A 24,247-nucleotide genomic window follows, 5' to 3' on the forward strand; every position below is an offset into this window, starting at 1 on the left:
AGGTCATCTATTTCTTAAATTTAAGGAACGACCACGTGCTCATCGCATTAGGGCTTATCGTTGTACTTTTGTCGGTGTTCGGTGGCTTCGTCCTGTCCGGTGGCAGCCTCGGCCCACTGTATCAACCGACCGAACTGCTGATGATTGGAGGGGCTGGCATCGGTGCGTTCATCGCCGCGAATAATGGCAAGACGATCAGGGCCACGCTCAACGCGATCTCGCGATTCAAGCGCAGCGCCAAGTACGACAAAACGTTGTACCTGGAACTGATGGCAATGATGTACGCCTTGCTGAGCAAAGCACGACGTGAAGGCATGCTGTCCCTGGAACGGGATATTGACAAGCCCGACCAAAGCCCGATTTTTGCCCAGCATCCACGGCTGGTGTCCGACCCGATGATCATCCATTTCATTACCGATTACCTGCGCTTGCTGGTCAGTAGTGCGATGCAGGCCCATGAACTCGACGAGCTGATGCTGCACGAAATCGAAGAGTTCGAACACGAAGCCCATTTGCCCGCCGACGCCCTGTACAAAGTCAGTGATGCCTTGCCGGCCTTCGGTATCGTCGCGGCCGTCATGGGGGTGGTCAAAGCCCTGAGTGCGGTTGATGTCGGTCCGGATTTGATGGGCCAGATGATTGCCCATGCCCTTGTCGGGACCTTTCTCGGGATCTACCTGGCCTACGGCCTGGTTGCGCCATTGGCCAGTCGTATCGATCGACAGGCCGCCGAATCGGCCAAGATGCTGCAGTGTATCCGCGTCACGTTGCTGGCGAGCGTGCAAGGCATGCCTCCACAATTAGCGGTGGAGTTCGGTCGCAAGGCCCTGCACACCAGCGAGAGACCCGGCGCGCTGGAGCTGGAAAGCCATGTGCGTGGCGGTAGCAGCCAACCCGGGCTCGAATGAGCATGAATGATCAACCGATCATCATACGGCGCAAGAAAAAGGCCGCTCACGGGCACCATGGCGGCGCATGGAAAATTGCCTTCGCCGACTTCATGACCGCGCTCATGGCGCTGTTTCTGGTGTTGTGGGTACTGTCCAACGCCAGCAAAAGCGATAAGGACGCGATTGCCGAATACTTCAGTACGCCATTGCTGGTCGCCATGAGCAAAGGGGATCGCAACTCGGCAAGCACCAGCGCCATTCCCGGCGGAGGCCCGGACCAACGCTTCTCTGAAGGTGAGCGAGCCCGAAGGGATCAACGCCCACAACGCCTGTCCAGCGAGGAGCGTCGTCATCTGGAGTCGCTCAAGCACCGGCTGGAAAGCGCGGTGGAGCGCGATCCACAACTGAGGGAGCTCAAGCAACAGATCGCCATTGAGCTGAGCCCGGAAGGTTTGCGCGTGCAATTGCTCGACACCGACAAACGCCCGATGTTCGAACTGGGCAGCGCCAATGTCGCGCCGTATTTACGAAAACTGCTCAGGACCCTCGCGCCGGTGCTCAACGAACTGCCCAATCGCATTCAAATCAGCGGGCATACCGACAGCCACCCGTACCCAGGCGGCGAGACGGGCTACAACAACTGGGACTTGTCCGCCGATCGTGCCAAAGCCTCTCGCCAGGAACTGGTCGCCGGCGGCCTGGACCCGGACAAGCTATTGCGTGTCTCAGGCATGTCCGATCGCATTCGCTTCCATGGCGCCGGCCCCTATGACGCCGCCAACCGGAGGATCGAAATCATTGTTCTGGACAGCCGCGTCGCGCAGAAAATTCTGTCTCAGGACGAATACGGCCCATTGGAAGTGCCGGAGCCGACGACTCCCGAGCCCTCCACAAGCAAACCGGCGGAACAAACCCGACATTAACGCTCGATTGTGCGTGGTGTTTCCACGATCAGTGCTCTTGGCTGCTGCGCACAATGACGACCTTTGACATGTCGCGCGGGTCGCCGCAGGCGCCCGGAGAGCCATGGCCGAGACCAGCAGAGAGGACAAGACCGAAGCGGCGACGCCGCGACGAATAGAGAAGGCCCGTGAACAGGGTCAGGTCGCCCGTTCTCGTGAAATGAACACCTTCGTCATGTTGCTGGCCGGCATCGGAGGGCTGTGGATCATGCGTGGCAAGCTGTATGACAGCCTGGGACAAGTCATGGAGCAGGCGTTGCTGTTCGACCGGGCACAACTGTTCGACACGGCACGCATGCTCAGTGGGCTCTGGTCATTGAGCCAGATCGCGCTGTTCGCCTTGATCCCATTCTTCGCCCTGATGACGCTCGCGGCCCTGGCCGCCCCGACGTTACTGGGCGGATTGGTGATCACCCTGTCGGCCGTGCGTCCGCAGTTTTCAAGGGTTAACCCCATCAATGGGCTGGCACGGCTCTTTTCCGTGCAGGTGCTGGTTGAGCTGGCGAAAGCCATCGCCAAGGCAACGCTGATCGGTACGGTGGTCTATTTCTTTCTCAAAGCACACATCGGCCAGTTGCTGGTCTTGCCGCAAATGCCGGCGCAGCAAGCCCTGACAGCGGTCATGGGGTTGACCGCCAAGTCCTGCGCAATGTGCGTGGCCGTCCTGATTATCGTGGTCGGCATGGACGCGCCTTATCAGTTGTGGACCTACGCGAAGAACCTTCGCATGTCCAAGGAAGAACAGCGCCAGGAACACAAAAACGCTGATGGCGACCCGCGTATCAAGGCGCGGATTCGTCAACTGCAACAGGCACGCGCCCGGCGACGCATGATGAGCAAGGTGCCCAAGGCCGACGTCATCGTCACCAACCCGAGCCATTTTGCCGTTGCCCTGTCTTATCAGAAGGATCGGAACGGCGCACCACGAGTGGTCGCCAAAGGGGCCGATGATGTAGCTCTGCGTATTCGCGACATTGCACGGGAACATCACTTGCCCGTGCTGGAAGCTCCGCCGCTGGCCCGTGCCCTTTACTTCCACGTCGATCTCGACCGTGAAATTCCCGTTGAGCTGTACACCGTTGTCGCCGAAGTCGTGGCCTGGGCCATACGTCTCAAGCGCGTGAGTGAGCATGGCGGTGACGTGCCACCGACCCCGGTGAACCTGTCCGTGCCGCCAGGCATGGACCAGCGTGGCCCGCGTAACGCTAAACCTGAGGATGAACAGAACGAATGAAAGGAATGACCGATTTACTCGGCCCTGACTCCTGGCTGGCCAGAACCGACCTGAAGATCATGACCGGGCCTGCGCTGATCGTTCTCATCCTCTCGATGATGATCCTGCCGCTGCCGACGTTTATTCTGGACTTGCTGTTCACCTTCAACATCGCGCTGGCGATCATGGTGTTGATGGTCAGCATGCTCACGGAAAAGCCACTGGACTTCTCGGCGTTTCCCTCGGTGCTGCTGTTTACCACCTTGCTGCGTCTGTCACTCAACGTGGCCTCGACGCGGGTGATTCTGATGGAGGGCCACACCGGCCCCGACGCCGCCGGGAAGGTCATCGAGGCCTTCGGCGAGTTTCTGGTGGGCGGTAACTTTGCCGTGGGTCTGGCGCTGTTCCTGATTCTGGTGACCATCAACTTCATGGTGATCACCAAGGGTGCCGGACGAATCGCCGAAGTCGGCGCGCGCTTTACGCTGGACTCGATGCCCGGCAAGCAGATGGCGATCGATGCCGACCTGAACGCGGGCCTGATCGGCGAACCGCAAGCCCGCCAACGCCGCAAGGAAGTCGCCCAGGAAGCCGATTTCTTCGGCTCCATGGACGGTGCGAGCAAGTTCGTGCGAGGCGACGCCGTGGCCGGGTTGGTCATCATGGGCGTCTGCATCATTGGCGGCCTGGCCATCGGCATCCTGCAACACGACATGGCCTTCGCCGACGCCGCCCACACGTACACCATGCTGACCATCGGCGACGGTCTGGTGGCGCAGATTCCTGGCCTGGTGATCTCGATTGCCGCCGGTGTCACGGTGTCGAGGGTCAATACCGAACAAGACGTCGGCCAACAGATGATGGGCCAGCTGTTCAGTCGGCCCAAGGTGCTGATGATGACGGCGGGCGTGATGGGTTTGCTCGGGCTGGTACCGGGCATGCCGAACCTGGTGTTTCTGATTCTCACCGGACTGCTGGGCGGGCTGGGCTGGTGGTTCACAAAACAGGAGGAGCTGCCGCAAGAAAGCTCCACCCAGACCTTGCTGCCCAAATCGGCGTCACAAAGCTCCGAAGCCTCCTGGGACGATGTGCACCTGGTGGATACGCTGAGCTTGCGCGTCGGCCACCGACTGATTCAACTGGTGGATGCGCGCCAGCAAGGCGAACTGATCACCCGCATCAAAAGCCTGCGCAAAAAGTTCGCCCAGGACGTGGGCTTTCTACCGCCCGTGGTGCATGTGCGTGACAAGCTGGAATTATCTCCCAACACCTACATCATCAGCCTCAAAGGCGTCGAGATCGGACGTGGCGAAGTCTTTCCCGGCAAGTGGCTGGCCATCAATCCCGGCAAGGTCACCAATGTGCTTGAGGGCACAGAAGCGGTGGATCCGGCGTTTGGTTTACCGGCCATCTGGATCGAGCCGAGCCTGCGTGAGCACGGACAGATTTATGGCTACACCGTGGTCGACGCCAGCACCGTGACAGCCACCCACCTCAACCATCTATTGCATCAGCACGCCAAAGACATGCTGGGCCGCGGTGAAGTCCAGAAGCTTCTGGACAAGCTCGGTCCCGACAGTAAGGGGCTGATCGACGAAGTCGTGCCCAAGATGGTGTCGCTGACGGTATTGCAACGTGTGCTGCAGAACTTGCTGGAAGAAAACGTCTCGATCCGCGACATGCGCACCATTCTCGATGCCCTGGCCGAACACGGCGGCGCGCAACAGCCACCCGATGTTCAGGAACTGACGGCCGTGGTGCGCATCGCCCTGGGGCGTTCGATCGTCAATCAGTTGTTTGCCAACAAGCCCGAACTGAAAGTCATCGGGCTGGACTTCAACCTTGAACAGGTGCTGATGCAGGCGGTCGGCAATGGCGGCTCGCTGGAGCCCAGCCTGGCGGACAACCTGATGCAACAAACCTCACTGGCCCTTAAACGCCAGGAAGTCAGCACCGAGCCGCCCGTGTTGGTGGTGCCGAACAAGCTGCGTCCGGTGCTGTCACGGTTCTTGCGACGACGTCTGCGTCAGTTGACGGTGATTTCCCTCAGCGAAGTACCGGATGACCGCACACTTCGAATGATTAACGTGATCGGAGGAACACCCAAGTGAGTGCTCAACGATTTATCGGTGCCAACAGTCGCGAGGCCATGAATCAGGTGCGTCTGGCCCTGGGTGAGGAGGCGTTGATCCTGTCGAGTCGCATGACTGACGAAGGCGTCGAGATCATGGCGCTGGCTGAAGAAACACCCGCGCACGCTTTTACGCCACTGCGTATTGCCACCCCGACGGAGTCAGACGACGGCCCGGTGCCAATCAGCCTTCACCATGCCGCGGCCGCTTACGCCCACCAGACCAGCCCATTTTCAACACACCCCGAGCCCATCGATACGCCGGTTGCGGCGCACCCGACGCCCGCAACCACCCTGGATTTCACCGCGTTGAGTGAACGTCTGCTGAGCGAAATTCAGGACATGCGCCAGCTAATCGATCGCCAGGCAGAACGGGCAGTCAGCGACCAGAGTGGTCGACCTCAACTGATCCGATGGCTGCTCGATGCAGGTTTCAGCGCACGTCTGAGCGAGGAATTGCTCGGCACGATCCCCCCCCAACTCCAAGGGCCTGATGCCACACCTGCAAGGTTGCAAGCCTGGCTGGCGCAAAAACTGGACAGCCAATTGAACCAGCTTGGTGACGATGCCGAGCTGTTCGACCACGCAAGCATCATTGCCCTGGTGGGGCCGACCGGGGTAGGCAAAACCACCACCACCGCCAAACTGGCGGAGCGTTATGTCATGCGTCATGGCGCCAGTCAGGTCGCCCTGATCACCACCGACAGTTTCCGTATCGGCGCCCATGAACAGCTGAAAATCTATGCCCAACTGCTGGGTGTCGACCTGCACACCCTGGGGCCTGCGGCGGCGCTCAGCCCGTTGCTGGCCAAACTGGCGGACAAGCGACTGGTGATCATCGACACCGTGGGCATGAGCCAGCGTGACCAACGCCTGCTGACGCAAATCAACCAATTGGGCTCCAGCGGCCGAGCGTTGCGCCTGATGCTGGTAATCAACGCGGCCAGCCACGGCGACACCCTGGAAGAAGTGGCGCAGACCTATCGTGACGCCGCGCAGGCGGCCGGCTGCCCACTGGATAACTGCATCATCAGCAAATGCGATGAAGCCGCACGGCTGGGCCCGGCACTGGATACCGTGATTCGTCACGGGCTTCGGCTGAACTACCTGTCCGTCGGTCAGCAAGTCCCTGAAGACTTGCAGCTCCCCGCAGCCTCGACCTTCCTGCAGCAGGCACTGGATATCTCCCGCCCTTCCCTGTTTGCCGCAAAACCGAGGACCTCGACGGCCCAGCGACTGGATGCGCTGGTGCGCAGTTTACTGGGTCAGAGCCGGACGATTTCGACCCTGCGCGACAGTCTGATCCATCGGATCGAGGGCTTTGAGCAGTTGCTCGATGCCTGGCCATTGGTGGGCATGCCCCAAGCGGAGCAACACCGGCTTTGGTCAGCGTTCCTGAATGTGCAAGAGCGCTGGACGCCGGCCAGTCCGAACGGTCTGCTGTTGTGGGGAGCGCCGCGCCCGGCGTCCGGAGCCTCATGGAACATGCCCTTGTTGACGGTGGACAGCGCCGGTCAATTGAAGGCCCGCCCCTGGCTGACGCATCGCATGCCGATTGGCCCCCAGCCACGACTGAGTTGGTGCCAGCCACGCTGGCCGGCACACCGTCATGTGTGGGCAACCTGTCCGAGCGGCGCCACCCTCGATGCGCTGCATGACAACGGACAGCCGTGGCAGAGTGCAGTCAAGGGCAGCCAGCGCGTCATGTACCAGGGCGAACATCGGCGCCTCGGCACACTGAACACACACAGCGAAGACTTCGGCGTTCGTGAACTGCGATACCGCAACCGCAACGTGCGTCTGAACCTGAGTCATCTGTCGGTCACGCTCAAGGGATCGACTCAAGCCCCCCTGCGTGCCTGGTTCGGTACGCTGCAAGACAGCCACAGCGGCCAGTGCCTGGGGCAACGCAGATGGCTGGCAGGGGAAAACACACAAGGCGTCTTGAAGGATCAGGTGGCCGATCTCATCCTGCAGTTGAAACACGATGAACTGGCAAAGCTCACCGGGCATGGCTGGGCGCTATTGGCGGACATTCAGCCGCACCTGCATGCCGAACTGCGCTTATACCTGGCGAGCGGACTGGCCGCGACCGCCGTACGACTGACCAATGCCAGCGATGACTGGGCCTTCCAGGCTCGCGCGCAACTGCTAGGGCTGTCGCCTGAAAAGAGAGCCGGCAATGCATCGGGGATTCTTGAAGGGTTGCTGCACCTGCTGACCGTCAGCGATGCCTTTACACGCATGGGCAGCGCTCGGCACAGCGCCTTCCCATGAACGATCCGGACACCCGACCGGCGGTGGACACACTGGATCAGGCCGCCGGCCTGCGCCGTTGGGCCGAAAAAAACAAGGCGAATCCCAACGCCACCGCCCACCAAGCCGCCCCGTTATCGTCGCCCGCGCCGGATCGCACACTGATCCTGTTCGGCCCAACGCAGGCGGCAGGCCCGGCGCATGAGACCCTGGAGCGCTGGCATCGGCAAGGCCATCAATGGATCGGCCACCCCGCCCGCTGGCGCCTGCTGCTCGTGGATAACAAGCACCGGAATCTGCAAGCCCTGACTCGCCAACAACCGCGCTGGGGGCTATGGATCGACAGCGACCTTGACGCCTTCCGCCGAGCCTTCCAGACCTTGTGCCAGCTCAGCGAACAAGGCGGTCCCGACCACGTGCTGGCGCTGCACGCCGGTTTTCCCCGGCAGGGCCTGCTCAACAACCTGCGAGAGGCGGCCCACCGTTATCTGGGCGTTCGGTTGTTGCTCATTGATGAAATCAGTGACTGAGGCCTTCGTCATTGGCTACTGCATCTAAGCGGGGAACATGTCGTGTAGCGCATGGCTGTTCCGCGCTTAAGGGGCTCGGGGGTGCAGTAATAATCCTCGCCATACGACTCCAGGCGTCACGCGGCTTCCAACTGTGCGGATGCCTCATCGCCATTTTCTGTCTTTCGCAGGCGCGCACGATGTATACGGCACAGGGCAAGATAAACCAGCAGGAAGTGCTCCAGCAGTACCTACCCTTGGTCCGGCGGCAAGCACTGGGTCTGAAAACCCGGCTGCCAGCCAATATCGAGCTGGACGATTTGATTCAGGCCGGCAGCATCGGCTTGCTCGACGCCATGTCTCGCTATGACTTTAGCGTGGGGGCCACGTTCGGAACCTTCGCCTCGCAACGTATTCGCGGCGCAATGATCGACGAACTGCGCACCCGCGACTGGGTACCCCGCAGCGTGCGACGCAACGCACGTGCGCTGGAGGATGCCATGCATCGCGTGGAGCAAAGCCTGGGCCGACCCGCCAAAGAGCGCGAAGTCGCTTCAGCGATGGGATTGACGCTCGCTGAATACCATCAAGTGCTCAGCGACACTAATGGTAGTCAAATGTTGCCCATCGACGATGTGGGCGAAGAGCATATCGATGCGATCAGTTCCCGGCACCTCACCCCCTTTGCCGAACTGGTCAATGATCGCAACCGAGCCCAACTCATGCGCGCCATTGACGCCCTTCCAGCGCGGGAAAGACTGCTGCTCGCGCTGTGTCATCATGAAAAACTCAACCTGCGCGAGATTGGCCTGGTGCTGGAAGTCAGCGAGTCACGCGCCTGTCAGTTGCACAGCCAGGCCATTGCCCGGCTGCGCGCCAGCATGACGGAATAACGACACGTGAAAATCACTGTGTTCGGTTCCGGGTATGAGGGGCTTGTGGCAAGCGCGTGCCTTGCCGATGTCGGCCATCAAGTGATGTGCATGGACATCGGCCCGCACGCATCGAACGGCTGCAGGACGGTGAAATACCGATTCACGAGCCGGGCCTGAGCCCCGCGCGTCCCAACCCGCGAACGCGCACGGCTCAGTTCATCAGCGTCTGACGATCACTGGGCGTAGGCCACCTCGTTGTAGCTGGCCACCAGCCAGGTCAGCTCTGACCGAGGAATTTCTGCGAGAGGACGCAGGTCGAATCGCGCCATTCGACCGACGAACCTGGTCGGTGCCAATAACCGCTCGACCACGTGATAGTGAGGACGATCGAGGTAATCGTCGAACAGCACGATCATCGGTTTGGTCGCCCGCAGGTAGGCGGTCACGAAGCAGGCAATCCGAAAACGCCCGTCGATCAGGACCACATCCGGTTGCTCGAAGAACGGTTCATCCCAAACCTTCAGCGGATAGGTGTGGAATTTTTTCCAGGCCCGGTCATTTTTCGGACGCGCCCATGGGCCGGTCTCGCCGACATCGATCGGGTAAATCACCGGTGGCGATGGCAGCGAAGCGCTGGCAATCCAGGCTTGCATGTCCTTGGCCCAACGGGCGTCGTTCTCGACCGAAATCACTGACTTGTCCGGCATTCTGGCGGCCATGATTGTCGAACCACCGCTGCCGTACTCCAGAATCACCGAGGCCTCTGCATAGATCGTTTTCAGGTAAGCGGCGACCTCTTCCGGGAATGTCACCTGGGGTTCCAGCATCGGCGCCCGCAAGCCATCATCTTGTCGAGCGGCAAGCGCTTCGACCTGGTTTGATGTGGGCATCGAGGCCGATGACGTGTTCTGACAATGCTTGAGGTACCGCTCGGCCAAACCGCTGTCGAGCGCGCTGAGAAGCTGTGTCGCGACGTCGTGAGCGCCGTAAACCGTGTGCAGGATGAACGCCAGCTTCAGCCGCTGGTTGTCCGACAGTGCCGCCAAACGCGCCGAGTCGGGCAGAAACAAGGCATCGGCACAGACCAGATGTGAGGCCTGAAGTTGATCAGGACTCTCACCCTGCAGCCGGTGGCTGTCGTGTTGAAGTTTATTCAACCGATAAAAGCTAAACCCCAGGCGAGCAAGGCTTTGGCTGATCAGGCCCACATCGGGCTGCTGGCGATGGGTCGGCGCAAAGTTGACGCGTGCCTGCACCAGCAGCGTATCGCTCAGTGTCCGTTGCCCGTGATCAATGACGGCGAGGCTGTCGTTCAGATTGTCCAGCACCAGCCAGTCAACGGACGACAAGCCATTGATCGCGTCCAGCTTCAGGGTCGGCAGCGCAAGTTGGGCCAATACGCGGGCACCCGGACGTTGCGCGGCCAGAGGTTCCAACGTCGCTGTCATCATCGGATCGAGGCACGCGTAGAGAGTGGTCGCCTGGCCATTGCCCAGTGCCGCATGCGGGTAATAATGCAACTCGCCGAGTTGTGCCAATTGCTTGGCATTATCGATGCGACTGGCCGGGTCGAACGCTATCGTCGAAAAGGCGCCCAGCTTTTGTAGCGCGACAAACTGCGCCGAAGCCACCAGTGTCGCGCCATGATCGAGCGTGACGATCTTGCCCTGAAACTTGAAACTGAAGCCCTCCTCCCTGACTGGCTCAACCGGGTGCTGGATGTCCACTGCCTCGGCTTCGCCCTGGAACCGGGCGCCCCCATCCTTGCTCAGCGTCAACGCGGCAGTAGGTTTGCCCTCGCAATAGCGCTGCCAGATTGCCCGCATGGCCGTGCTGAAATGGCTCGCAAAGCGCTGACTGTCACAGACCGGCGAACGCATCAGCACATCGCGCAGGTGGCCGCGAATGCGGGAGAGACTGTTCAGGTCCCTCGTCAGGCCGATGACGCGCTGACGGTATTCATCCCAACTGTCAACCACCAGCTCTGGCAGCCCGGCATTGACCAAGTGGGTGGCCGAGTGGCGCCCGGCGAATGTCGGGCCGGGCAGCGTAACCACCGGCACCCCCATCAACAACGCCTCGCAGGTCGTCAGTCCGCCGGAATAGGGCCAGGTGTCAAGTGCGATATCGACGCGGTTGTAGGTCTCGAGCAGGGATTTGTGGCCGACCGGCCCTTCGACCAGCACACGTTCAGGCGCAATTCCCTGGGCAGCCATTACGGCCTGCACATGCTCGCGCAGCTCACTGTTGCCGAACGCCCCGCCCTTGAGCAGCAAGCGCGAATCCGGCGTAGCCCGCATCAATTCGGCCCACTGGAGCAGCAGGACATCGTTGACCTTGGTCGGGTTATTGAAGCACCCATAGGTGATGAAGCCACTCTCCAGCGCCGGCAATGGCTTGATGTCGGGCGTGTAGGGCGGAGGGTCGTAACAGATGTAATCGTCGGGCAGACGGATGAGTTTTTCGGTGTAGAACGCATCCTCGCCTTCAGGCGACTCAATACTGTCGCTGAGCAAATAATCGATCGCATCCAGCCCCGTCGTATTGATCAGCCCGCCCACCCACTTCACCAGCAACGGCGCCGGTTGCAGCGCCATGGCGCCCATGCGATTACCAGCGTTATGGCCGCACAGATCGATCAGGATATCGATCCGGTCATCGCGAATGCGCTGGGCCAGCGTGTGCTCGTCCATGTGCTTGATCGCGAGCCACTGATGAACCGTCGCCTGAATGCGCAGGGTCAGATGATCACTGGCCTGGCTGGTGCTGTAGGCGAACAATTCAAACTGATGACGCGGCAATTTTTCCAGCACACCCACGATCATGTTGCCCACCGGATGCTGGCGCAAACCGTCGGACACCAGACCTATGCGCAGGCAGCGGTTCAACGCACGGTCCTGCACGTCGGGTCGTGCGGGAACGGATTTCGGACCGAAGCGTGACTGCCACTCCTTGCAGACCTCGAAGATATAGTCGCGGCTGCGGTCAGGATCATAGTGCAGCGACGTCAGACGATTGGAGTACGGCAGCACATCCTTGCGCCTGGCCAGCGACACCGCCTTTTGATAGTACTTATCGGCCTTGGCCAACTGACCGATGTCCTTGTAAAGGTTGGCCGCATTGTTCCAGTGACTGTAATCCCCCGGCTCTCGTTCGATCAGCTTGTCGAACACCGCAATGGCTTCGCCGTGGCGTTCCAGGCGATTGAGGATCAAGCCTTTGCGCGACAGCATGCGGCAGTCATGGGGCATTAACGCCAACGCGCGTTCGATGGACGGCAAAGCGTTGGCGAACTGGCCTTGCTCGAAATACAGCGTGGCCAGACGGTGATGGCCGACGGCGAAATCCGGATTGATCCGCAGCGCCCTGTGGACAAGTTCCAGGGCGCGATCCGCGTGGCCGAGCTTTTGCGCGGCCTTGGCCACCCGCTCCAGGGCCTGGGGCTCGTCGGGCGACAGGCGCAGGGCCTGCTCGAAACTGGCCAGCGCCTGTTCGGGATGGCTGTGCAATTGCAAGTCGCCCAGGTCTTTCCACACGCGCGGGTCGTGGGGGCGCTGCTGGCTGAGCCGTCGCGCCTGGGCCAGCGTGGGCGGGGCGGCGTGTTTGTGCGAGCCGGGACGCGGGGATCTGGACATTCAGGAGTGGCCTTGTGAAAAAGAGTCTGCGCGAAATGCTATCGCGCGCCCCTCCTCGGCAAAGCCCGGATAAAGCCCTCGCAATGCAGCGATTACCAAATATTGTGCGGCGAACACACGCAAAAAAGGGGCGCAGCGTGAGCTGGCCCCTTCGTACCGCGCCGTCGCGATTATTGCAGCAGCGACAGCATTTGCTCCGGCATGGAGTTGGCTTGGGCCAATACCGATGTACCTGCCTGTTGCAGGATCTGGGCACTGGTCATGGCCGACACTTCGGTGGCGTAGTCCACGTCCTGGATACCCGAACGGGCGGACGTCAGGTTGGTGGTGGTGGTCGAGATGTTGGTAATCGCCGAGTCGAACCGGTTTTGCACCGCACCCAGGTCCGAACGCATCGAGTCCACCGTATTCAGGGCGTTGTCGAGGGTGGTCAGGGTGCCGGTGGACTTCTTGGTCACCGCGTTGTCGGTGTCGATGCTGATGCTCGCCGAGGTGGTGGTGCCGCTGGTGGTCAGGGTCACTTCGGCTGCGTAGGTCTTGCCGCCTACGGTCAGGAAGTAGTCGCCGTCGGCGTCGGTGGACAGCGTGCCGCCGCTGACGGTGGTGCCGGACTTGTCGACATAGCTGGTATTGGTCGACGTGATCGCGGTGCCCGAGGAATCCGACAGCGTGCTGGCGGTCAGGGTGGTGTCGTAGCCGTTCACGTTGAAGTTGCTCAGGCCCAGGGTCTTGGCATTGACTTCGCTGAGTTTGATGTCGATGGTTTCGCCATCGTTGGCGCCGACCTGGATGGTGATGGTCTGGTCTTTGGACAGCACGTCCACGCCGTTGAACGCGGTTTGCTCGGAGATACGGTCGATCTCGTCCAGACGCTGGGTGATCTCGTCCTGGATCGATTGCAAGTCGGACTGGGAGTTGGTGCCGTTGGACGCTTGCACCGACAGCTCACGGATACGCTGCAGGTTGTCGTTCACCTGGTCCAGCGCGCCTTCAGTGGTCTGCGCCAGGGAGATACCGTCGCTGGCGTTGCTGCTCGCTTGTTCCAGACCGGTGATCTGCGAGGTCATGCGGTTGGCGATCGCCTGGCCGGCGGCGTCATCGGAGGCGCTGTTGATTTTCAGGCCGGACGACAGGCGTTCGATCGAGGTGCTCAGGCTGTCCTCCGAGGAGTTCAGGTTTTGTTGAGCGATCATCGAGGTGATGTTGGTATTGATAACTGACATTTTTGCAGTTCCTTCTCGTGGGTGAAGTGCTTATGACAAAATCAGAGTCCGGCACCCGTTACTTTCAGCGCCGTTACCGTACAGACATTGCGAACATCGGCGACCCGATCACCCACCTTTAGCCGGCCCTCAAAAAATTTTCACACACGCCATTCTGCGGCCCTGCGCCCCGCCAGCCATTTCCCGTAATGCTGATTTCGCCAGGGAATGTGGCTGTATTAACGGATTTGAATCCCCCCGCGCCAAGTTATAAAGCCTCCCTTTATCTCAATCGCACCCACGCCCTCGGCGTGGGTGCCGAGTGCTGTTTCAAGGAGTGCTGCATGAACCCCTCGACCCTGATCGGTATGCTCGCCAGCCTTTTACTGCTGGCGGTTCTACTGGTGGTCTGCGCGCAACAACCCGGATTGTTCATTGATATGCCGAGCCTGGGCATTGTGGTCGTCGGCACGTTTGCCGCGACCTTCATCAGCTATCCGCTGGGCGAAGTGCTGCGCATCTTCAGCCTGATCAAGACCGTCATTTGCAACGAGCGCGAGTACACCCAGGAGGACATCGATGAACTGGTCAGCCTGTCGCGTCTGTGGGTTGACGGCGACTTGCGAGCGGTTGAGGAGGCACTGGATCAAGTCAAAAATCCCTTCCTGCGCTCCGGTGTGCAATTGGTGATCGACAAGACACCCGAAGACGACATCCTTGAGCTGCTGCAATGGCGAATTTCCCGGCTGCGCGCCAAAGAACACGCCGAAGCACAGCTGTTTCGGGTCATGGCCAGCTATGCCCCGGCCTTCGGCATGCTGGGTACGCTGGTGGGGTTGGTGAACCTCATGTTCGTACTCGGCGATGGCGACATGGTGACCATTGGCAGGCAAATGGCCGTAGGCCTCATGACCACCCTTTACGGGGTGCTGTTCGCCAACCTGGTGTTCAAACCCGTCGCGGTCAAACTGGAGCGCCGTACTGAACAGCGGGTGGTGTTGATGAACATGATCCTGCAAGGCATTTCCATGATGTCCAACAAACGCAGCCCGGGCCTGATGCGTGAAACGCTGAAATCCTTCGTCGCCGAGCATCAGAACGAATTGCGTGACGAACCCGTTCGCCCAAGCCGTAAACTGATACCCCTCAAGTGGAACTCGCGAGCATGAGGCCTTCCCACCGCGCCGCCTCAGTGGACGTTCTGGCCGACCATCAGCACTGGCTGGCCCGTCAGCGAGCCCTCGAAGTCGAGCTCATGCAGGCGCGCCAGAATCATCGCGGTCTGAAACGCAAAACCGCAACGGCGGCCGCGGTTGCCGGCATCCCCCCAGTGGACGACGCCGGGGGCGAGGCTTGGATGATGACCTATCTGGACATGATGACGCTGTTGCTAGTGGTCACCATGGCAATGCTGGCCATGGCTGGCAAGGGCCATGACCACACCCGCAAGACCGACCTCAACCTGAACCCGATCTTCAGTGGCAAAAACCTGACCCAACTGGATCCCCCAGGAGCTTTATTGCTCGTGCCGCAGGCCAAAACACCGATCGAACCGGAACCGACACCGGAGACGATCACCTCAACTGAAATGGCATCACTGGAAGCCGCCACATCAGTCGCCGCAACGACTGAGGCTCCAGCGCCCGAACCCGCCATTGCAGAACAACCCACACCCCCCGCTCCCGCTAAACCAAGTGTTGATGAGCTGCTCAAAGAACTGCCGCTGGACAAACTGGGCAGTGATATTGAAGTCGTCACCAGCGAAAGCACCATCAGCTTCCGGATCAGCAGTGAAATCCTCTTCCCCTCCGGCCAATCCGACCTCAACCTGGGCGGCCTGAGAGTCCTGCAACACCTGATACCGGTACTCGACAGCGTCCCGCACAAAGTCATTGTCGCTGGCCACACCGATACACAGGATATTCGCAGCTCACGTTTCCCCTCCAACTGGGAGCTCTCCGGCGCCCGCGCCGGCAGCGTCGTGCGTTACCTTCAAAGCAACGGTATCAAGAGTGATCGCCTCACAGCCGTCGGCTACGCAGACACCCGTCCCCTGGGCGACAACACAACAGCCAAAGGGCGCGCCATCAACCGCCGGGTGGAATTGATTCTGGAACGCTGAAACTTGAGTTAACCGCGGGTAAAAAGGTACGCGTCCGAAATTGAAACCTTCACGATCGGCAGAGGTTTGCAGACGCAGACTTCACGCAGCAACGCGTAAAAAAAAGCGTTTTCACCAGTCAATGATCAGACCGTTTTGGATGTCCGACTTTTTCAACGGAGCCGGCCACAAACGGACGGTCACTACTTGTCCGAACCGATACCGAAGAGCCAATCCTCTAAACGCGCTTGTAAAGAGCGTGCCATGCGTGCCGGTTCGTATGTATCAATCGCCGTATTGACGGGACTGAATCAGGTGTTTGAGGTGTGTCAGGGTTTATACTGACTACACCCTTTTTAATCAGATCCACCCTTGATCATCGAACAGCCCACCAGGCAGAACACGTGAAACATTCGAAACTTATGGCCGCGCTGCTCGGCCTGTTGCTTGGCACTCGCGTCTGGGCTGAGCCGTATCGGATCGTTACTGAAGAGTGGGCGCCATACAATTACCTTGAGAACCATCAGCTCACCGGCATGGCCACGGAGATCGTTCGGGGAATAATGGCGCTGACCGGAGATGACTTTGAGGTGGTGCTGCTGCCCAGTATGCGAAGCACCCACGCATTAAATGCCCGGCCCAGGACCATCATGTATTCCCTGTTCCGCACGGCGGAGCGCGAACCGTTATACAAGTGGGTCGGACCGATCGTGGAAGAGTCCATTCACCCCTATCAGTTAGCCAATGCGCAACACCCGGTCAATACCTTGGATCAGCTTTTGCGCGCCCCAAAAATCACGACGAGACATGCCGGCCTGATACCCGAGACTCTGCAGTCGCGGGGCTTCAACAGCCTCGAAAAAAGTGCAACCGAGAGCCTGCAGCTCTATCTCATGCTGTTGGCCGGGCGCACGGACATCATCATAGGCGACACCGCTGCGGGGGTGGCTTACTACAGCCGCCAGTTGAACATCGCCCCTGGCACACTGCGGCAGGTTCCCATCGAGCTCTATCGCTCATCGCTGTACATCGCCTTCAGCCGCGACTGTGAAGACGAAAAGGTGGCGTCCTGGGCCAACGCCCTGGAGCAGATGCGCCGCTCGGGCGAGCTAAAGCGCATCCAGGATCGATACAATCCCCCCATCGGGCAATGAAAGCGCGGAACCCGCGCAAGCCCGCAGAACGATTTAGCCAGTCTGATGCATCATTTGCGGGACGTTGCTCAACCGAAGCCGCATGCCCTCCCATACGGCTTCACGCTCATGGTGATGTGCTCTTAACGTTGAGCCTGCCGATCACTCGGCCGAAAAATTGACTGCGACCTGGCCTATGCCTTCGATCACGGCCTCGAAACGATCGCCCACGCGCCCCCCCACCATTGGCCCGAGAGCGCCAGTGAGGATGATGTCGCCGGAAGGCCGCGATGCGCTGCCGGGCCGCCTCGACGACGCTGGCGACCTCATCCAGAACGGCTGCAGCAGGGTCCACATGCCCCATCAATGGTGTATGCGATAGGCAATGTAGATAGGCGCTCATTTCACTCTCACTGTCACGACCAACTGATCCATGGGAATCACTGGAATGTTCGTGATTGATTGGACCCTGAGCATAAGTCCGCGCTAAAAAACGAACAGTCCACTGAAACACCGCGCTATCCCGTCAGCGCACGAAAATTGCACAGTGGGGGGCGTTGAGGATTTGATGTCCGTGAGGGAGGGGAATGACGTATCTACCGGCTACTGCGTTGTCACCGCCGATGCGTGGGGCATCGCAGGCGTGGTAGTAACCGGTTGTCTTCAGGGCGTCGACCCCTGACCGTTTCCAGTAGCGCCGGGTTCACCCTGGATAGCCCATCACTGAGCGCTACCTTCCAAAAATGAAAAACCCCGCACTGGGCGGGGTTGGCCTGCATCATGGACACAGGCGTTTCAAAGATGCCGGGATCTTCCCCCGGCCTGCCCCATTGGGGCGTTTGAACAAACCTGCCACGGGCAGGCTTTGTCGGGACTCGGTTAGTTGCCTGAGCAACCGTTACCCATTGCGCTGTATTGCATGACGTGTTGCTGACCCTGGTGGTCCAGGTAAGTCATCTGCAGAGGGACCACGGCGCAGACGTCATCGGGAACGGCGTCCATGTGAATCACTTTGGCGATGTCGAGGTGAGAGCCGTAGGTGTATTGCTCTACCGCAGACTGATCGGCAAAAGCCATTTGGCTACCCAGCATTACAAAAGAAGCAGCAATCAATGTCTTAAACAATTTCATTTCAAGTGTCCCAACGATGCAAACGATTCACGTCTTCAGTCGGAATAAATAAGGCCGAAGGCTCTACGATGCGCGGCAGGGTGGTTTGCTTGGACCCCTATGAGCTTGCGCTTCGTGGCTTTGTTTGGAAGCTGGGCCCATTTTATTCCGGTGGTGTTTTTGATAAAGACCAAAGACTGAAATGCATTATTGGAAAAACGGTAATAATCGGCAGCCTCTACCGCGCTGGGGTTTATTCCCACCGGCCGGGCATTCTGAGTGGCAATGTCGGACCCGCATTCGCGCCATGAAGTGCTGTAGCCGGCTTGAACGGTCCATCAAGGAGTGGCCGGAGCAAGTCGTCTTGCGTCGGTATCGTGGCTCACAAGGCCTGTCATCGGATGCAACCACGCCCAATAAAAAAAAAGGCACTGACGATGATCGCCAGTGCCTTTTCAGCGCCTCGAAAGTATTTCAGCGCGACAGCATAAAGGTGTCGTACTCGAGGTCTTCCAGTGCCGTGGACAACCGGTGCAACCCCAGCAACACGCAAACCAGCAATGACAGGGTAAAGCCATAACCGAAGAAGCTCGGCCCCAGGTGCATGCTGAGCAGGGTCAACCCGGCGTTCAGCACCGCGAAAATCACGCACAGTTCCAGCACCACGGCGCGTTTGTCGAGGTAGAAAAACACGTTGAGCAGCGCCATGAACACCACCTGGATACTCACACCGATCAGGTCGATGTAGAACAGCGGCAGGTAGTAACTGGAAATGCCCAGCCAATCCAGCAAGCGCGGAGCGAACAGGAACAGCAGCACCACCGTCAATCCCTGTACCTTGCAGATTTCCAGCAGGCCCTGGCGGATCGACAAGGTCATTTCGGTTTTCAGCGAACCGATGTGTTGCAGGGTTTCGCCTTCGCGGATGGCCCGGAACAGGCGGTCGTACCACTCGGCAAAATCGGTTTCGATGCGCACCAGGAAGACCGCCATTCCGGGAATGATCGCCAGGTACGCGAGGAAGATCGGCAAGTCATACAGGATCGACGCACGCAGGGGGCCGACGACGAGGTTCGAGGTACCGGGGTTGAACCAGAACAGGAATTTGTCGATCCAGATACCGAAGTTGTAGAAGAACCCGGTCGCCAGCAGGCTGAGAAACACCTGGCGGCGTTGCAGGAAGTCGAAGGCGATCAGCTTCTCCGCGCGGTACTCACGCAAGATGTCGTAGAGAAACAGAAACAGCAGCGTGCTGTGCCCGATCAGCAACGCCAGCAACAAGCCCGGCATCTGCAGGAAGCTCAGCAGGTAGGCACTGGCGACCATCAGCGTGTAACCCACCAGCATCACCAGCAGGATGCGGTTGTAGGCCTTCATCCCTGAAAGAAAGATGATCACCAGCCACAAGTTGCACAACACCACGAAGTTCGACAGCACCAGCAACCGGTAGATCAGCGGCTGGTCGAACAACAGGCTCAGCACCACGATTCCCAACACCCCGGCACCGACGGTCACCAGCAACAGCACGCCCAGCAGGTTGGGCAGAATCTGCTCGTACTTGTGCTCGAACAACCGGTCGGAAACGAATCGGGTGAAGAACAGTTGCAGACCGCCCGTGAGAATCAGCGAGCTGGCCATCAGGTACGTCACCGTCACCAGAAACTGCCCGACCAGCACATTCGGCAGCAACAGGCCCAGGCTGATGATGCCCACCAGCATCACGCTGATGATCGACAGCACCCAGGGCCCGGAGCTGATCAGTCCGGCGTAGACGTAAGCGTGCAAAGTCGCGGTGTAGGAATCGCGCGACAGGATCTTGCGTAGTTCGAAGCCAATCCCGGCCATTTAACTGTTCTCCATGGCGGCTTGATACAAGTCGCGATAACGCTGCAGCATCAAGGCTTCGGTGTAGTAGCGATTGACCCGCAGCAAGCCGCTGGCCTGTGCAGCTTCCCAGCGTTGCGGGCTGCGCAGCAGTTCGAGGATCGCCACGCTGGTGGCTTGCGGGTCGGCAATCGCAACCACTTTGCCGGCCAGGCCGAGGTCGCGGTCTTCGACACTGCCGCCTTCGATCAGCTCGCGGCAGGAACCCACGTCGCTGCTGACGACCGGCGTACCGGCGGCCCAGGCTTCGAGAATCACCAGCGGTTGCGCTTCGCTGATCGAGGTCAGCACCATCAAGCCCAGTTGCGGCAGGATGTCCTGGATGCGCTGGAAGCCCAGGAAACGCACCTTGCCCTCCAACCCGAGACTGGCCATCAGGCTGCGGCATTCGCTGACATATTCCGGGTCTTCCTCTTCCGGACCGACGATCCAGCCTTCGGCCTGGGGCATGGCACTGATCACCCCGCGCATCGCCCGCAGGAAGGTCTTGACGTCCTTGATCGGCACCACACGCCCGATCAAACCCACTACCGGCGCGATGCCGGGAGCTCGGGATTCGAGGGCGGCGGTCCATTGCGGCAGGTCAATACCGTTGGGAATGACCCGGGTGCGGACCGGATCGGCGCCGTCCTTGATTTGCCGCTGTCGGTTACCGTCATACAGCGAAATGATGCTGTCGGCGCTGTTGTAGGTCAGTTGCCCGATGCGCTCGAAGAAACGCACCCATAAGGTACGGATGTAACCCGAGCCGGCATCGAGGCTGCGGTTCAACGCCTGGCCGGAACTCTCGGCGATCCAGCTGGCCTGGGCCAGATCGATCTTGCGCTCCTTGGTATAGATCCCGTGCTCGCTGAGCAGGTAGGAACAGTTCCAGCGTTGCTTGAGAATGCAGCCCAACAGCCCGGCGTAACCGGTGGAAATCGAATGCAGCACCCGCGCCCGGGGCATCTTGCGCGACGCCTCGGCGAGCATCAGCAAAGGCGACTGCATCGAGCGCAGGGTCCAGAAATAGTTGATGAAGGACGGGTCTGCGCAATGCAGGCGATAACCTTCGCTCAACGCCTCCCAACTGGCGCGGCTGCGCAGCACATCGTCGAGGGTCAGACGGCCCTGGGCGATGTTGTCGAGCAAGCGCTCACCCAGTTCGGGCTCCGGCGCGTCCGGGTGATGCAGGAAGCGATACAAATCCTGCAACTGTTGCAGATCGGCGTCCCGTGGCGTGCCTCGGGTGTCGGTCGGATGAGTGGCGTCTTCGAGAAAGACTTCTTCGATGTGCAGTACATTCGCCGGCACTTGATAACGTCGCTGCGAATACGCCGAACGCTGTCCGCCAATGAACATCACCGAAAACGTCAGTTCCGGCAGACCGAGGATCATCTGGTGAATCCAGCTCGACACGCCGCCGCGCACATAAGGCCAAGTGCCTTCGAGCAGCAGGCAGATGTCGGCCATCGGTGCCTCTTGCTTGTGACTCATGTCCAGCTCCTCACCAGGTCAGCGAAGGGGGGTCGCTGACGGGTTTTCTCGGGGAGGCTCGCCAGCAACCCGGGAATCTCGCGATAACGACCCGCCTCGAACGCCAGCTCGGCCTGGAAAGGCAGAATCTGCGCCGCCCCCATACCGTTGTCCTGGGCTTCCTGGAGCAACACTTCGGCACGCGCGATATCACCACGCTCCAGGGCAATGCGCCCGGCCAGCAGAAACAATTCACCGCCCTCACCCGCTTCCAGGCCCTGCTCGGCATGCTCGCTGGCCTGATTGAGCACGTGCTCGAGTACGCTGCCTTGCGCCAGCCCCAGGTACGCCAGCTCCCAGTACCAGCGCGCCAGCGTGCCATGCAGCACGCCGGCGGCTTTGCCCTTTGCGCCGTTCAGTTGGCCAAGGGCGATCTGGATATGCAAATTGATATCGCTTTCCTGTTTGTCCAGCATCGAATACGCCAGCAAGCGCACATCATCGCTCGGGTCGCCCAGTGCCAGTTTGAGGATCGGTACCGCTTCCTTGCCGCGCATGCGTCGCGTCGCCAATAGAGCGGCCAGACGCTGATCGGGGTCGGGCGCATGGCGCAGCACGTCCTGCAAACCGCCGTCGGCAAAAATCGGTTTATGCAGTTGCTGTTGCGCCCGATATGGCAGGCTCGGAATGCCGACCGCTTGCCAGGCTTGCTTGTCGCGTTTGCGTGGCAGGTACAGCGCCGGAAAAATCGCTGCAACCACGCCCACCGTGCCGAGCACAGGGACAAAGAACGCCATGCTGAAAATGAACAGCGGGCTCCAAGGCAGCGGCGAACGATACCGCGCCGGCAACAGCAGCCACACCGCCGCGCACAGCATCACGCAGGCCAGACCATGAGTGAGGGTGAACACCAGCAGTTGCTGCACCTCGGGCACGTCCACCCACAGACTGGTCCAACTGCCTGCCTCTAACAACAAGGCTCCGCTAAACAGCCACTTGCTGATCATTCAGACCACACTCGTTGAACAGGAAGTTACGCAGCCCGTTGTGTTCACCAGGCTCCAGGTTGAAAGGCATGACCCGTACGCCGAGGCTGTCCATGTCACTCTCAATGCCAAAGTGTTCGTGTATCAGCAGGTTGATGCGGGACAGATAACCTTCGGTGCCCTGCGGGCTGGTCAACGGCAAAAGCACCAGCAGCAGCTGATGGTCGCGGTTGTTGCGCAGCGGCAGGTGCAAATCCAGACCGCGCTGACTGCGCTCCAGCAAGCGTGTCAGCTCTTCGTTGGCCCGGGTCATTTCAAAGGCGAACAGGCCGGCCGACAACTTGTGCTGCTCGACGTCCGCCAGCGAACGCTTGAGTTGCAGTGTGAAGTGCTGCGCATCGGCATTGACCAATTGCAGCACCTGCGTGTCGCGCAGCAACAGGTCGGCGATATGCCCGGCCAGCAGCGCCAACAGGCTCAGGGTGCGATCCTGGAAAGCGAAGAACGGCATGTGCCGTACAGCCAGCACCGCCAACAAACGGCCCTCGGCATCGATTAACGGAATACACGCCTGCAATGACGAGAATTGCGCCGAACCGCCGGCATCGATCAGTTCCTGGCGCACGCTCACCAGCTCGCCGCGCTCCAGGCACAGCTTGACCAGCCCGTCTTCGGTGTCCAGATCCCCCATGACCCCGATGGTCGCCAACGGCTTGGGCAACAGGTGGCCGGCGTGATCGTCCACGCGATACAAACCGGCTACCCGCAGCGCACCGTATTGCCCCAGCACCGCCACGATCGGGTCGGCCAATGCACCCAGCGCATCGCCTTCCTCCGGCATCACCCGCAGTTTTTCGCGCAGGCCCAGCAACGAGCTGCGCAAGCTTTGGTCACTGCCCGCCACACGCTGTTCCAGCAGATCGTGGGAGACCCGCAGAATCTGATGCGCGCGAGTGAATTCATCGAGTCGATATTGACGATAATCGTTGGCCATCTGCAGACGCTCCAGTCGGCGTTCCCACAGATCGCGCACCTCGCCCACCAACATCCCGCAGACCAGCACGCCAACAATCCAGGACGGCTCAAGCTCTGCATAACCGGCGTGGCCGCTGTAGCGCAGCGCGAACACCGCCATGACCAACAACACGGCGCTGAGCAAACCGCGGACAAATCCGTAACGCACACCCAACAGCAGCGGCGCCAGGATCGGCCAGGGGAACCCACCGTGCATTTGCATCGGGTCTTGCGGCGTCAGCCACAAGCCGAGGCCGATCGCCAGGCCGGTCACCAGGAACGTTTCCAGCCAAGACACCGGGCCGCTGGCGCGAGGCGCCAGGCTGTAATCCATGTGTGGAGAATTCATTGCGATCACTCGAACCGAAGGGCGCCAACAAGCGTATCGAGCACTTTTTGCGCAGTGCCCGCGAGGCTTTCACGGGACCAGCCGGCACGTGCGCCACTTTTGCTCCAGAGCACCCGACCGCTGTCCGCATCGAGCACGCGCAGGCTGATGCCCACCGCCGGTTCGCCGTCCAGGCCGTTCTTGTACTGCCACTCTTCAACGCTGCCGGTGACCACATAATCGAGTTTCTGCTCACGCGCCCAATCCAGCGCACCGGCCAGACGCTCGTTGTCATCCATCAACGCTTGTTCGCCCTGGGTGCTGGCCGGGTAGACCCGTGGTTGCAGACCATGGCTGCTGAGCACGCTGAGCAGGATTTGCTCGCTGCGCTCACCGGCCTGCGGCGTCTGCGAATAGTTGACCATCGGCAGGATGCCCCACTGCGCAGTGCGCGGCAGGCTCGGGCTGGCGTCGCCGGTGAAGCTCGCGCAACCAGCGACGAACAGGACCGCCAGCGCCAGGCCCAGATTACGAATTGCTTGCATACGTTTTTCTCCCGTAGA

General features: G+C 60.2%; 18 protein-coding genes and 3 pseudogenes. 11 read left to right on the forward strand and 10 right to left on the reverse strand.

Annotated elements, in window-relative coordinates:
* Positions 1 to 35: 35 nt before the first annotated feature.
* The 8 genes and pseudogenes from motA to JQF37_RS05195 form a co-directional block, all read left to right on the forward strand.
* Positions 36 to 908, forward strand: a complete 873-nt coding sequence (gene motA, locus JQF37_RS05160) for a flagellar motor stator protein MotA (protein ID WP_130203855.1) — start codon at positions 36 to 38, stop codon at positions 906 to 908.
* A gap of 2 nt (positions 909 to 910) precedes the next feature.
* The gene (gene motB, locus JQF37_RS05165; RefSeq protein WP_130203854.1) at positions 911 to 1,813 is read left to right on the forward strand and encodes a flagellar motor protein MotB; all 903 of its coding nucleotides are present in this window, start codon (positions 911 to 913) and stop codon (positions 1,811 to 1,813) included.
* 103 nt (positions 1,814 to 1,916) lie between these two features.
* Positions 1,917 to 3,086, forward strand: coding sequence for a flagellar biosynthesis protein FlhB (flhB, locus tag JQF37_RS05170; RefSeq protein ID WP_130203853.1), 1,170 nt, complete (start codon positions 1,917 to 1,919; stop codon positions 3,084 to 3,086).
* Positions 3,083 to 5,176, forward strand: a complete 2,094-nt coding sequence (flhA, locus tag JQF37_RS05175; RefSeq protein WP_130203852.1) for a flagellar biosynthesis protein FlhA — start codon at positions 3,083 to 3,085, stop codon at positions 5,174 to 5,176. Before flhB ends, flhA begins: the two co-directional genes overlap by 4 nt.
* Complete coding sequence (gene flhF, locus JQF37_RS05180) at positions 5,173 to 7,473, forward strand: flagellar biosynthesis protein FlhF (RefSeq protein WP_204149561.1); 2,301 nt, start codon at positions 5,173 to 5,175, stop codon at positions 7,471 to 7,473. The genes flhA and flhF overlap by 4 nt, the downstream gene beginning before the upstream one ends.
* Positions 7,470 to 7,982, forward strand: coding sequence for a hypothetical protein (locus tag JQF37_RS05185; protein WP_206770291.1), 513 nt, complete (start codon positions 7,470 to 7,472; stop codon positions 7,980 to 7,982). The genes flhF and JQF37_RS05185 overlap by 4 nt, the downstream gene beginning before the upstream one ends.
* A gap of 179 nt (positions 7,983 to 8,161) precedes the next feature.
* On the forward strand, positions 8,162 to 8,854 hold the full coding sequence (locus JQF37_RS05190) for an RNA polymerase sigma factor FliA (RefSeq protein WP_130203850.1): 693 nt from the start codon (positions 8,162 to 8,164) through the stop codon (positions 8,852 to 8,854).
* Between the two features lie 6 nt (positions 8,855 to 8,860).
* Positions 8,861 to 9,012, forward strand: a pseudogene (locus JQF37_RS05195) (UDP-glucose 6-dehydrogenase); the annotation flags it as partial.
* Positions 9,013 to 9,069: 57 nt separating this feature from the next.
* On the opposite strand, the gene JQF37_RS05200 reads toward JQF37_RS05195, so the two are convergent.
* A complete protein-coding gene (locus JQF37_RS05200) occupies positions 9,070 to 12,471 on the reverse strand; it encodes a tetratricopeptide repeat protein (protein WP_130203849.1) in 3,402 nt (1,133 codons plus the stop codon).
* A 170-nt stretch (positions 12,472 to 12,641) separates the two neighbouring features.
* Entirely contained in the window at positions 12,642 to 13,694 is a 1,053-nt protein-coding gene (locus JQF37_RS05205) for a flagellin (protein ID WP_130203848.1), read from the reverse strand.
* Positions 13,695 to 14,017: 323 nt separating this feature from the next.
* On the opposite strand from JQF37_RS05205, the gene JQF37_RS05210 reads away from it, so the two are divergent.
* From JQF37_RS05210 to JQF37_RS05220, 3 genes are all read left to right on the forward strand, one after another.
* Positions 14,018 to 14,842, forward strand: coding sequence for a MotA/TolQ/ExbB proton channel family protein (locus JQF37_RS05210; RefSeq protein WP_130203847.1), 825 nt, complete (start codon positions 14,018 to 14,020; stop codon positions 14,840 to 14,842).
* A gap of 23 nt (positions 14,843 to 14,865) precedes the next feature.
* Positions 14,866 to 15,795: an OmpA family protein gene (locus JQF37_RS05215; RefSeq protein WP_223272607.1), complete on the forward strand. Its 930-nt coding sequence runs from the start codon at positions 14,866 to 14,868 to the stop codon at positions 15,793 to 15,795.
* Positions 15,796 to 16,178: 383 nt separating this feature from the next.
* The gene (locus JQF37_RS05220; RefSeq protein ID WP_130203846.1) at positions 16,179 to 16,928 is read left to right on the forward strand and encodes an ABC transporter substrate-binding protein; all 750 of its coding nucleotides are present in this window, start codon (positions 16,179 to 16,181) and stop codon (positions 16,926 to 16,928) included.
* A 141-nt stretch (positions 16,929 to 17,069) separates the two neighbouring features.
* Here the strand turns inward: JQF37_RS05220 and JQF37_RS05225 are convergent.
* The 8 genes and pseudogenes from JQF37_RS05225 to JQF37_RS05255 form a co-directional block, all read right to left on the reverse strand.
* Positions 17,070 to 17,186, reverse strand: a pseudogene (locus JQF37_RS05225) (2-keto-4-pentenoate hydratase); the annotation flags it as partial.
* A 1-nt stretch (position 17,187) separates the two neighbouring features.
* Positions 17,188 to 17,310 (reverse strand): annotated as a pseudogene (gene mhpB / locus JQF37_RS31300) (3-carboxyethylcatechol 2,3-dioxygenase); the annotation flags it as partial.
* Between the two features lie 476 nt (positions 17,311 to 17,786).
* Positions 17,787 to 18,038, reverse strand: coding sequence for a DUF2790 domain-containing protein (locus JQF37_RS05230; RefSeq protein ID WP_047537250.1), 252 nt, complete (start codon positions 18,036 to 18,038; stop codon positions 17,787 to 17,789).
* A gap of 453 nt (positions 18,039 to 18,491) precedes the next feature.
* Complete coding sequence (gene pelG / locus JQF37_RS05235; RefSeq protein WP_130203845.1) at positions 18,492 to 19,862, reverse strand: exopolysaccharide Pel transporter PelG; 1,371 nt, start codon at positions 19,860 to 19,862, stop codon at positions 18,492 to 18,494.
* On the reverse strand, positions 19,863 to 21,377 hold the full coding sequence (gene pelF / locus JQF37_RS05240) for a GT4 family glycosyltransferase PelF (RefSeq protein ID WP_130203844.1): 1,515 nt from the start codon (positions 21,375 to 21,377) through the stop codon (positions 19,863 to 19,865). It lies immediately after the preceding gene.
* Entirely contained in the window at positions 21,374 to 22,363 is a 990-nt protein-coding gene (locus JQF37_RS05245; RefSeq protein WP_090467081.1) for a HEAT repeat domain-containing protein, read from the reverse strand. Before JQF37_RS05245 ends, pelF begins: the two co-directional genes overlap by 4 nt.
* On the reverse strand, positions 22,341 to 23,705 hold the full coding sequence (locus JQF37_RS05250) for a PelD GGDEF domain-containing protein (protein ID WP_223272606.1): 1,365 nt from the start codon (positions 23,703 to 23,705) through the stop codon (positions 22,341 to 22,343). Before JQF37_RS05250 ends, JQF37_RS05245 begins: the two co-directional genes overlap by 23 nt.
* A 5-nt stretch (positions 23,706 to 23,710) precedes the next feature.
* On the reverse strand, positions 23,711 to 24,229 hold the full coding sequence (locus JQF37_RS05255; protein ID WP_130203843.1) for a penicillin-binding protein activator LpoB: 519 nt from the start codon (positions 24,227 to 24,229) through the stop codon (positions 23,711 to 23,713).
* Positions 24,230 to 24,247: the final 18 nt, after the last annotated feature.

It is taken from the genome of Pseudomonas sp. MIL9 (assembly GCF_016887925.1).
Lineage (GTDB): Bacteria > Pseudomonadota > Gammaproteobacteria > Pseudomonadales > Pseudomonadaceae > Aquipseudomonas > Aquipseudomonas mohnii.

Excerpts from the sequence above, each read along its gene's own strand:
- motB (WP_130203854.1), top strand. The coding sequence starts at position 911 with ATGAATGATCAACCGATCATCATACGGCGCAAGAAAAAGGCCGCTCAC.
- flhB (WP_130203853.1), top strand. The coding sequence starts at position 1,917 with ATGGCCGAGACCAGCAGAGAGGACAAGACCGAAGCGGCGACGCCGCGA.
- flhA (WP_130203852.1), top strand. The coding sequence starts at position 3,083 with ATGAAAGGAATGACCGATTTACTCGGCCCTGACTCCTGGCTGGCCAGA.
- JQF37_RS05185 (WP_206770291.1), top strand. The coding sequence starts at position 7,470 with ATGAACGATCCGGACACCCGACCGGCGGTGGACACACTGGATCAGGCC.
- JQF37_RS05190 (WP_130203850.1), top strand. The coding sequence starts at position 8,162 with ATGTATACGGCACAGGGCAAGATAAACCAGCAGGAAGTGCTCCAGCAG.
- JQF37_RS05200 (WP_130203849.1), bottom strand. The coding sequence starts at position 12,471 with ATGTCCAGATCCCCGCGTCCCGGCTCGCACAAACACGCCGCCCCGCCC.
- JQF37_RS05205 (WP_130203848.1), bottom strand. The coding sequence starts at position 13,694 with ATGTCAGTTATCAATACCAACATCACCTCGATGATCGCTCAACAAAAC.
- JQF37_RS05210 (WP_130203847.1), top strand. The coding sequence starts at position 14,018 with ATGAACCCCTCGACCCTGATCGGTATGCTCGCCAGCCTTTTACTGCTG.
- JQF37_RS05230 (WP_047537250.1), bottom strand. The coding sequence starts at position 18,038 with ATGAAATTGTTTAAGACATTGATTGCTGCTTCTTTTGTAATGCTGGGT.
- pelG (WP_130203845.1), bottom strand. The coding sequence starts at position 19,862 with ATGGCCGGGATTGGCTTCGAACTACGCAAGATCCTGTCGCGCGATTCC.
- pelF (WP_130203844.1), bottom strand. The coding sequence starts at position 21,377 with ATGAGTCACAAGCAAGAGGCACCGATGGCCGACATCTGCCTGCTGCTC.
- JQF37_RS05245 (WP_090467081.1), bottom strand. The coding sequence starts at position 22,363 with ATGATCAGCAAGTGGCTGTTTAGCGGAGCCTTGTTGTTAGAGGCAGGC.
- JQF37_RS05250 (WP_223272606.1), bottom strand. The coding sequence starts at position 23,705 with ATGAATTCTCCACACATGGATTACAGCCTGGCGCCTCGCGCCAGCGGC.
- JQF37_RS05255 (WP_130203843.1), bottom strand. The coding sequence starts at position 24,229 with ATGCAAGCAATTCGTAATCTGGGCCTGGCGCTGGCGGTCCTGTTCGTC.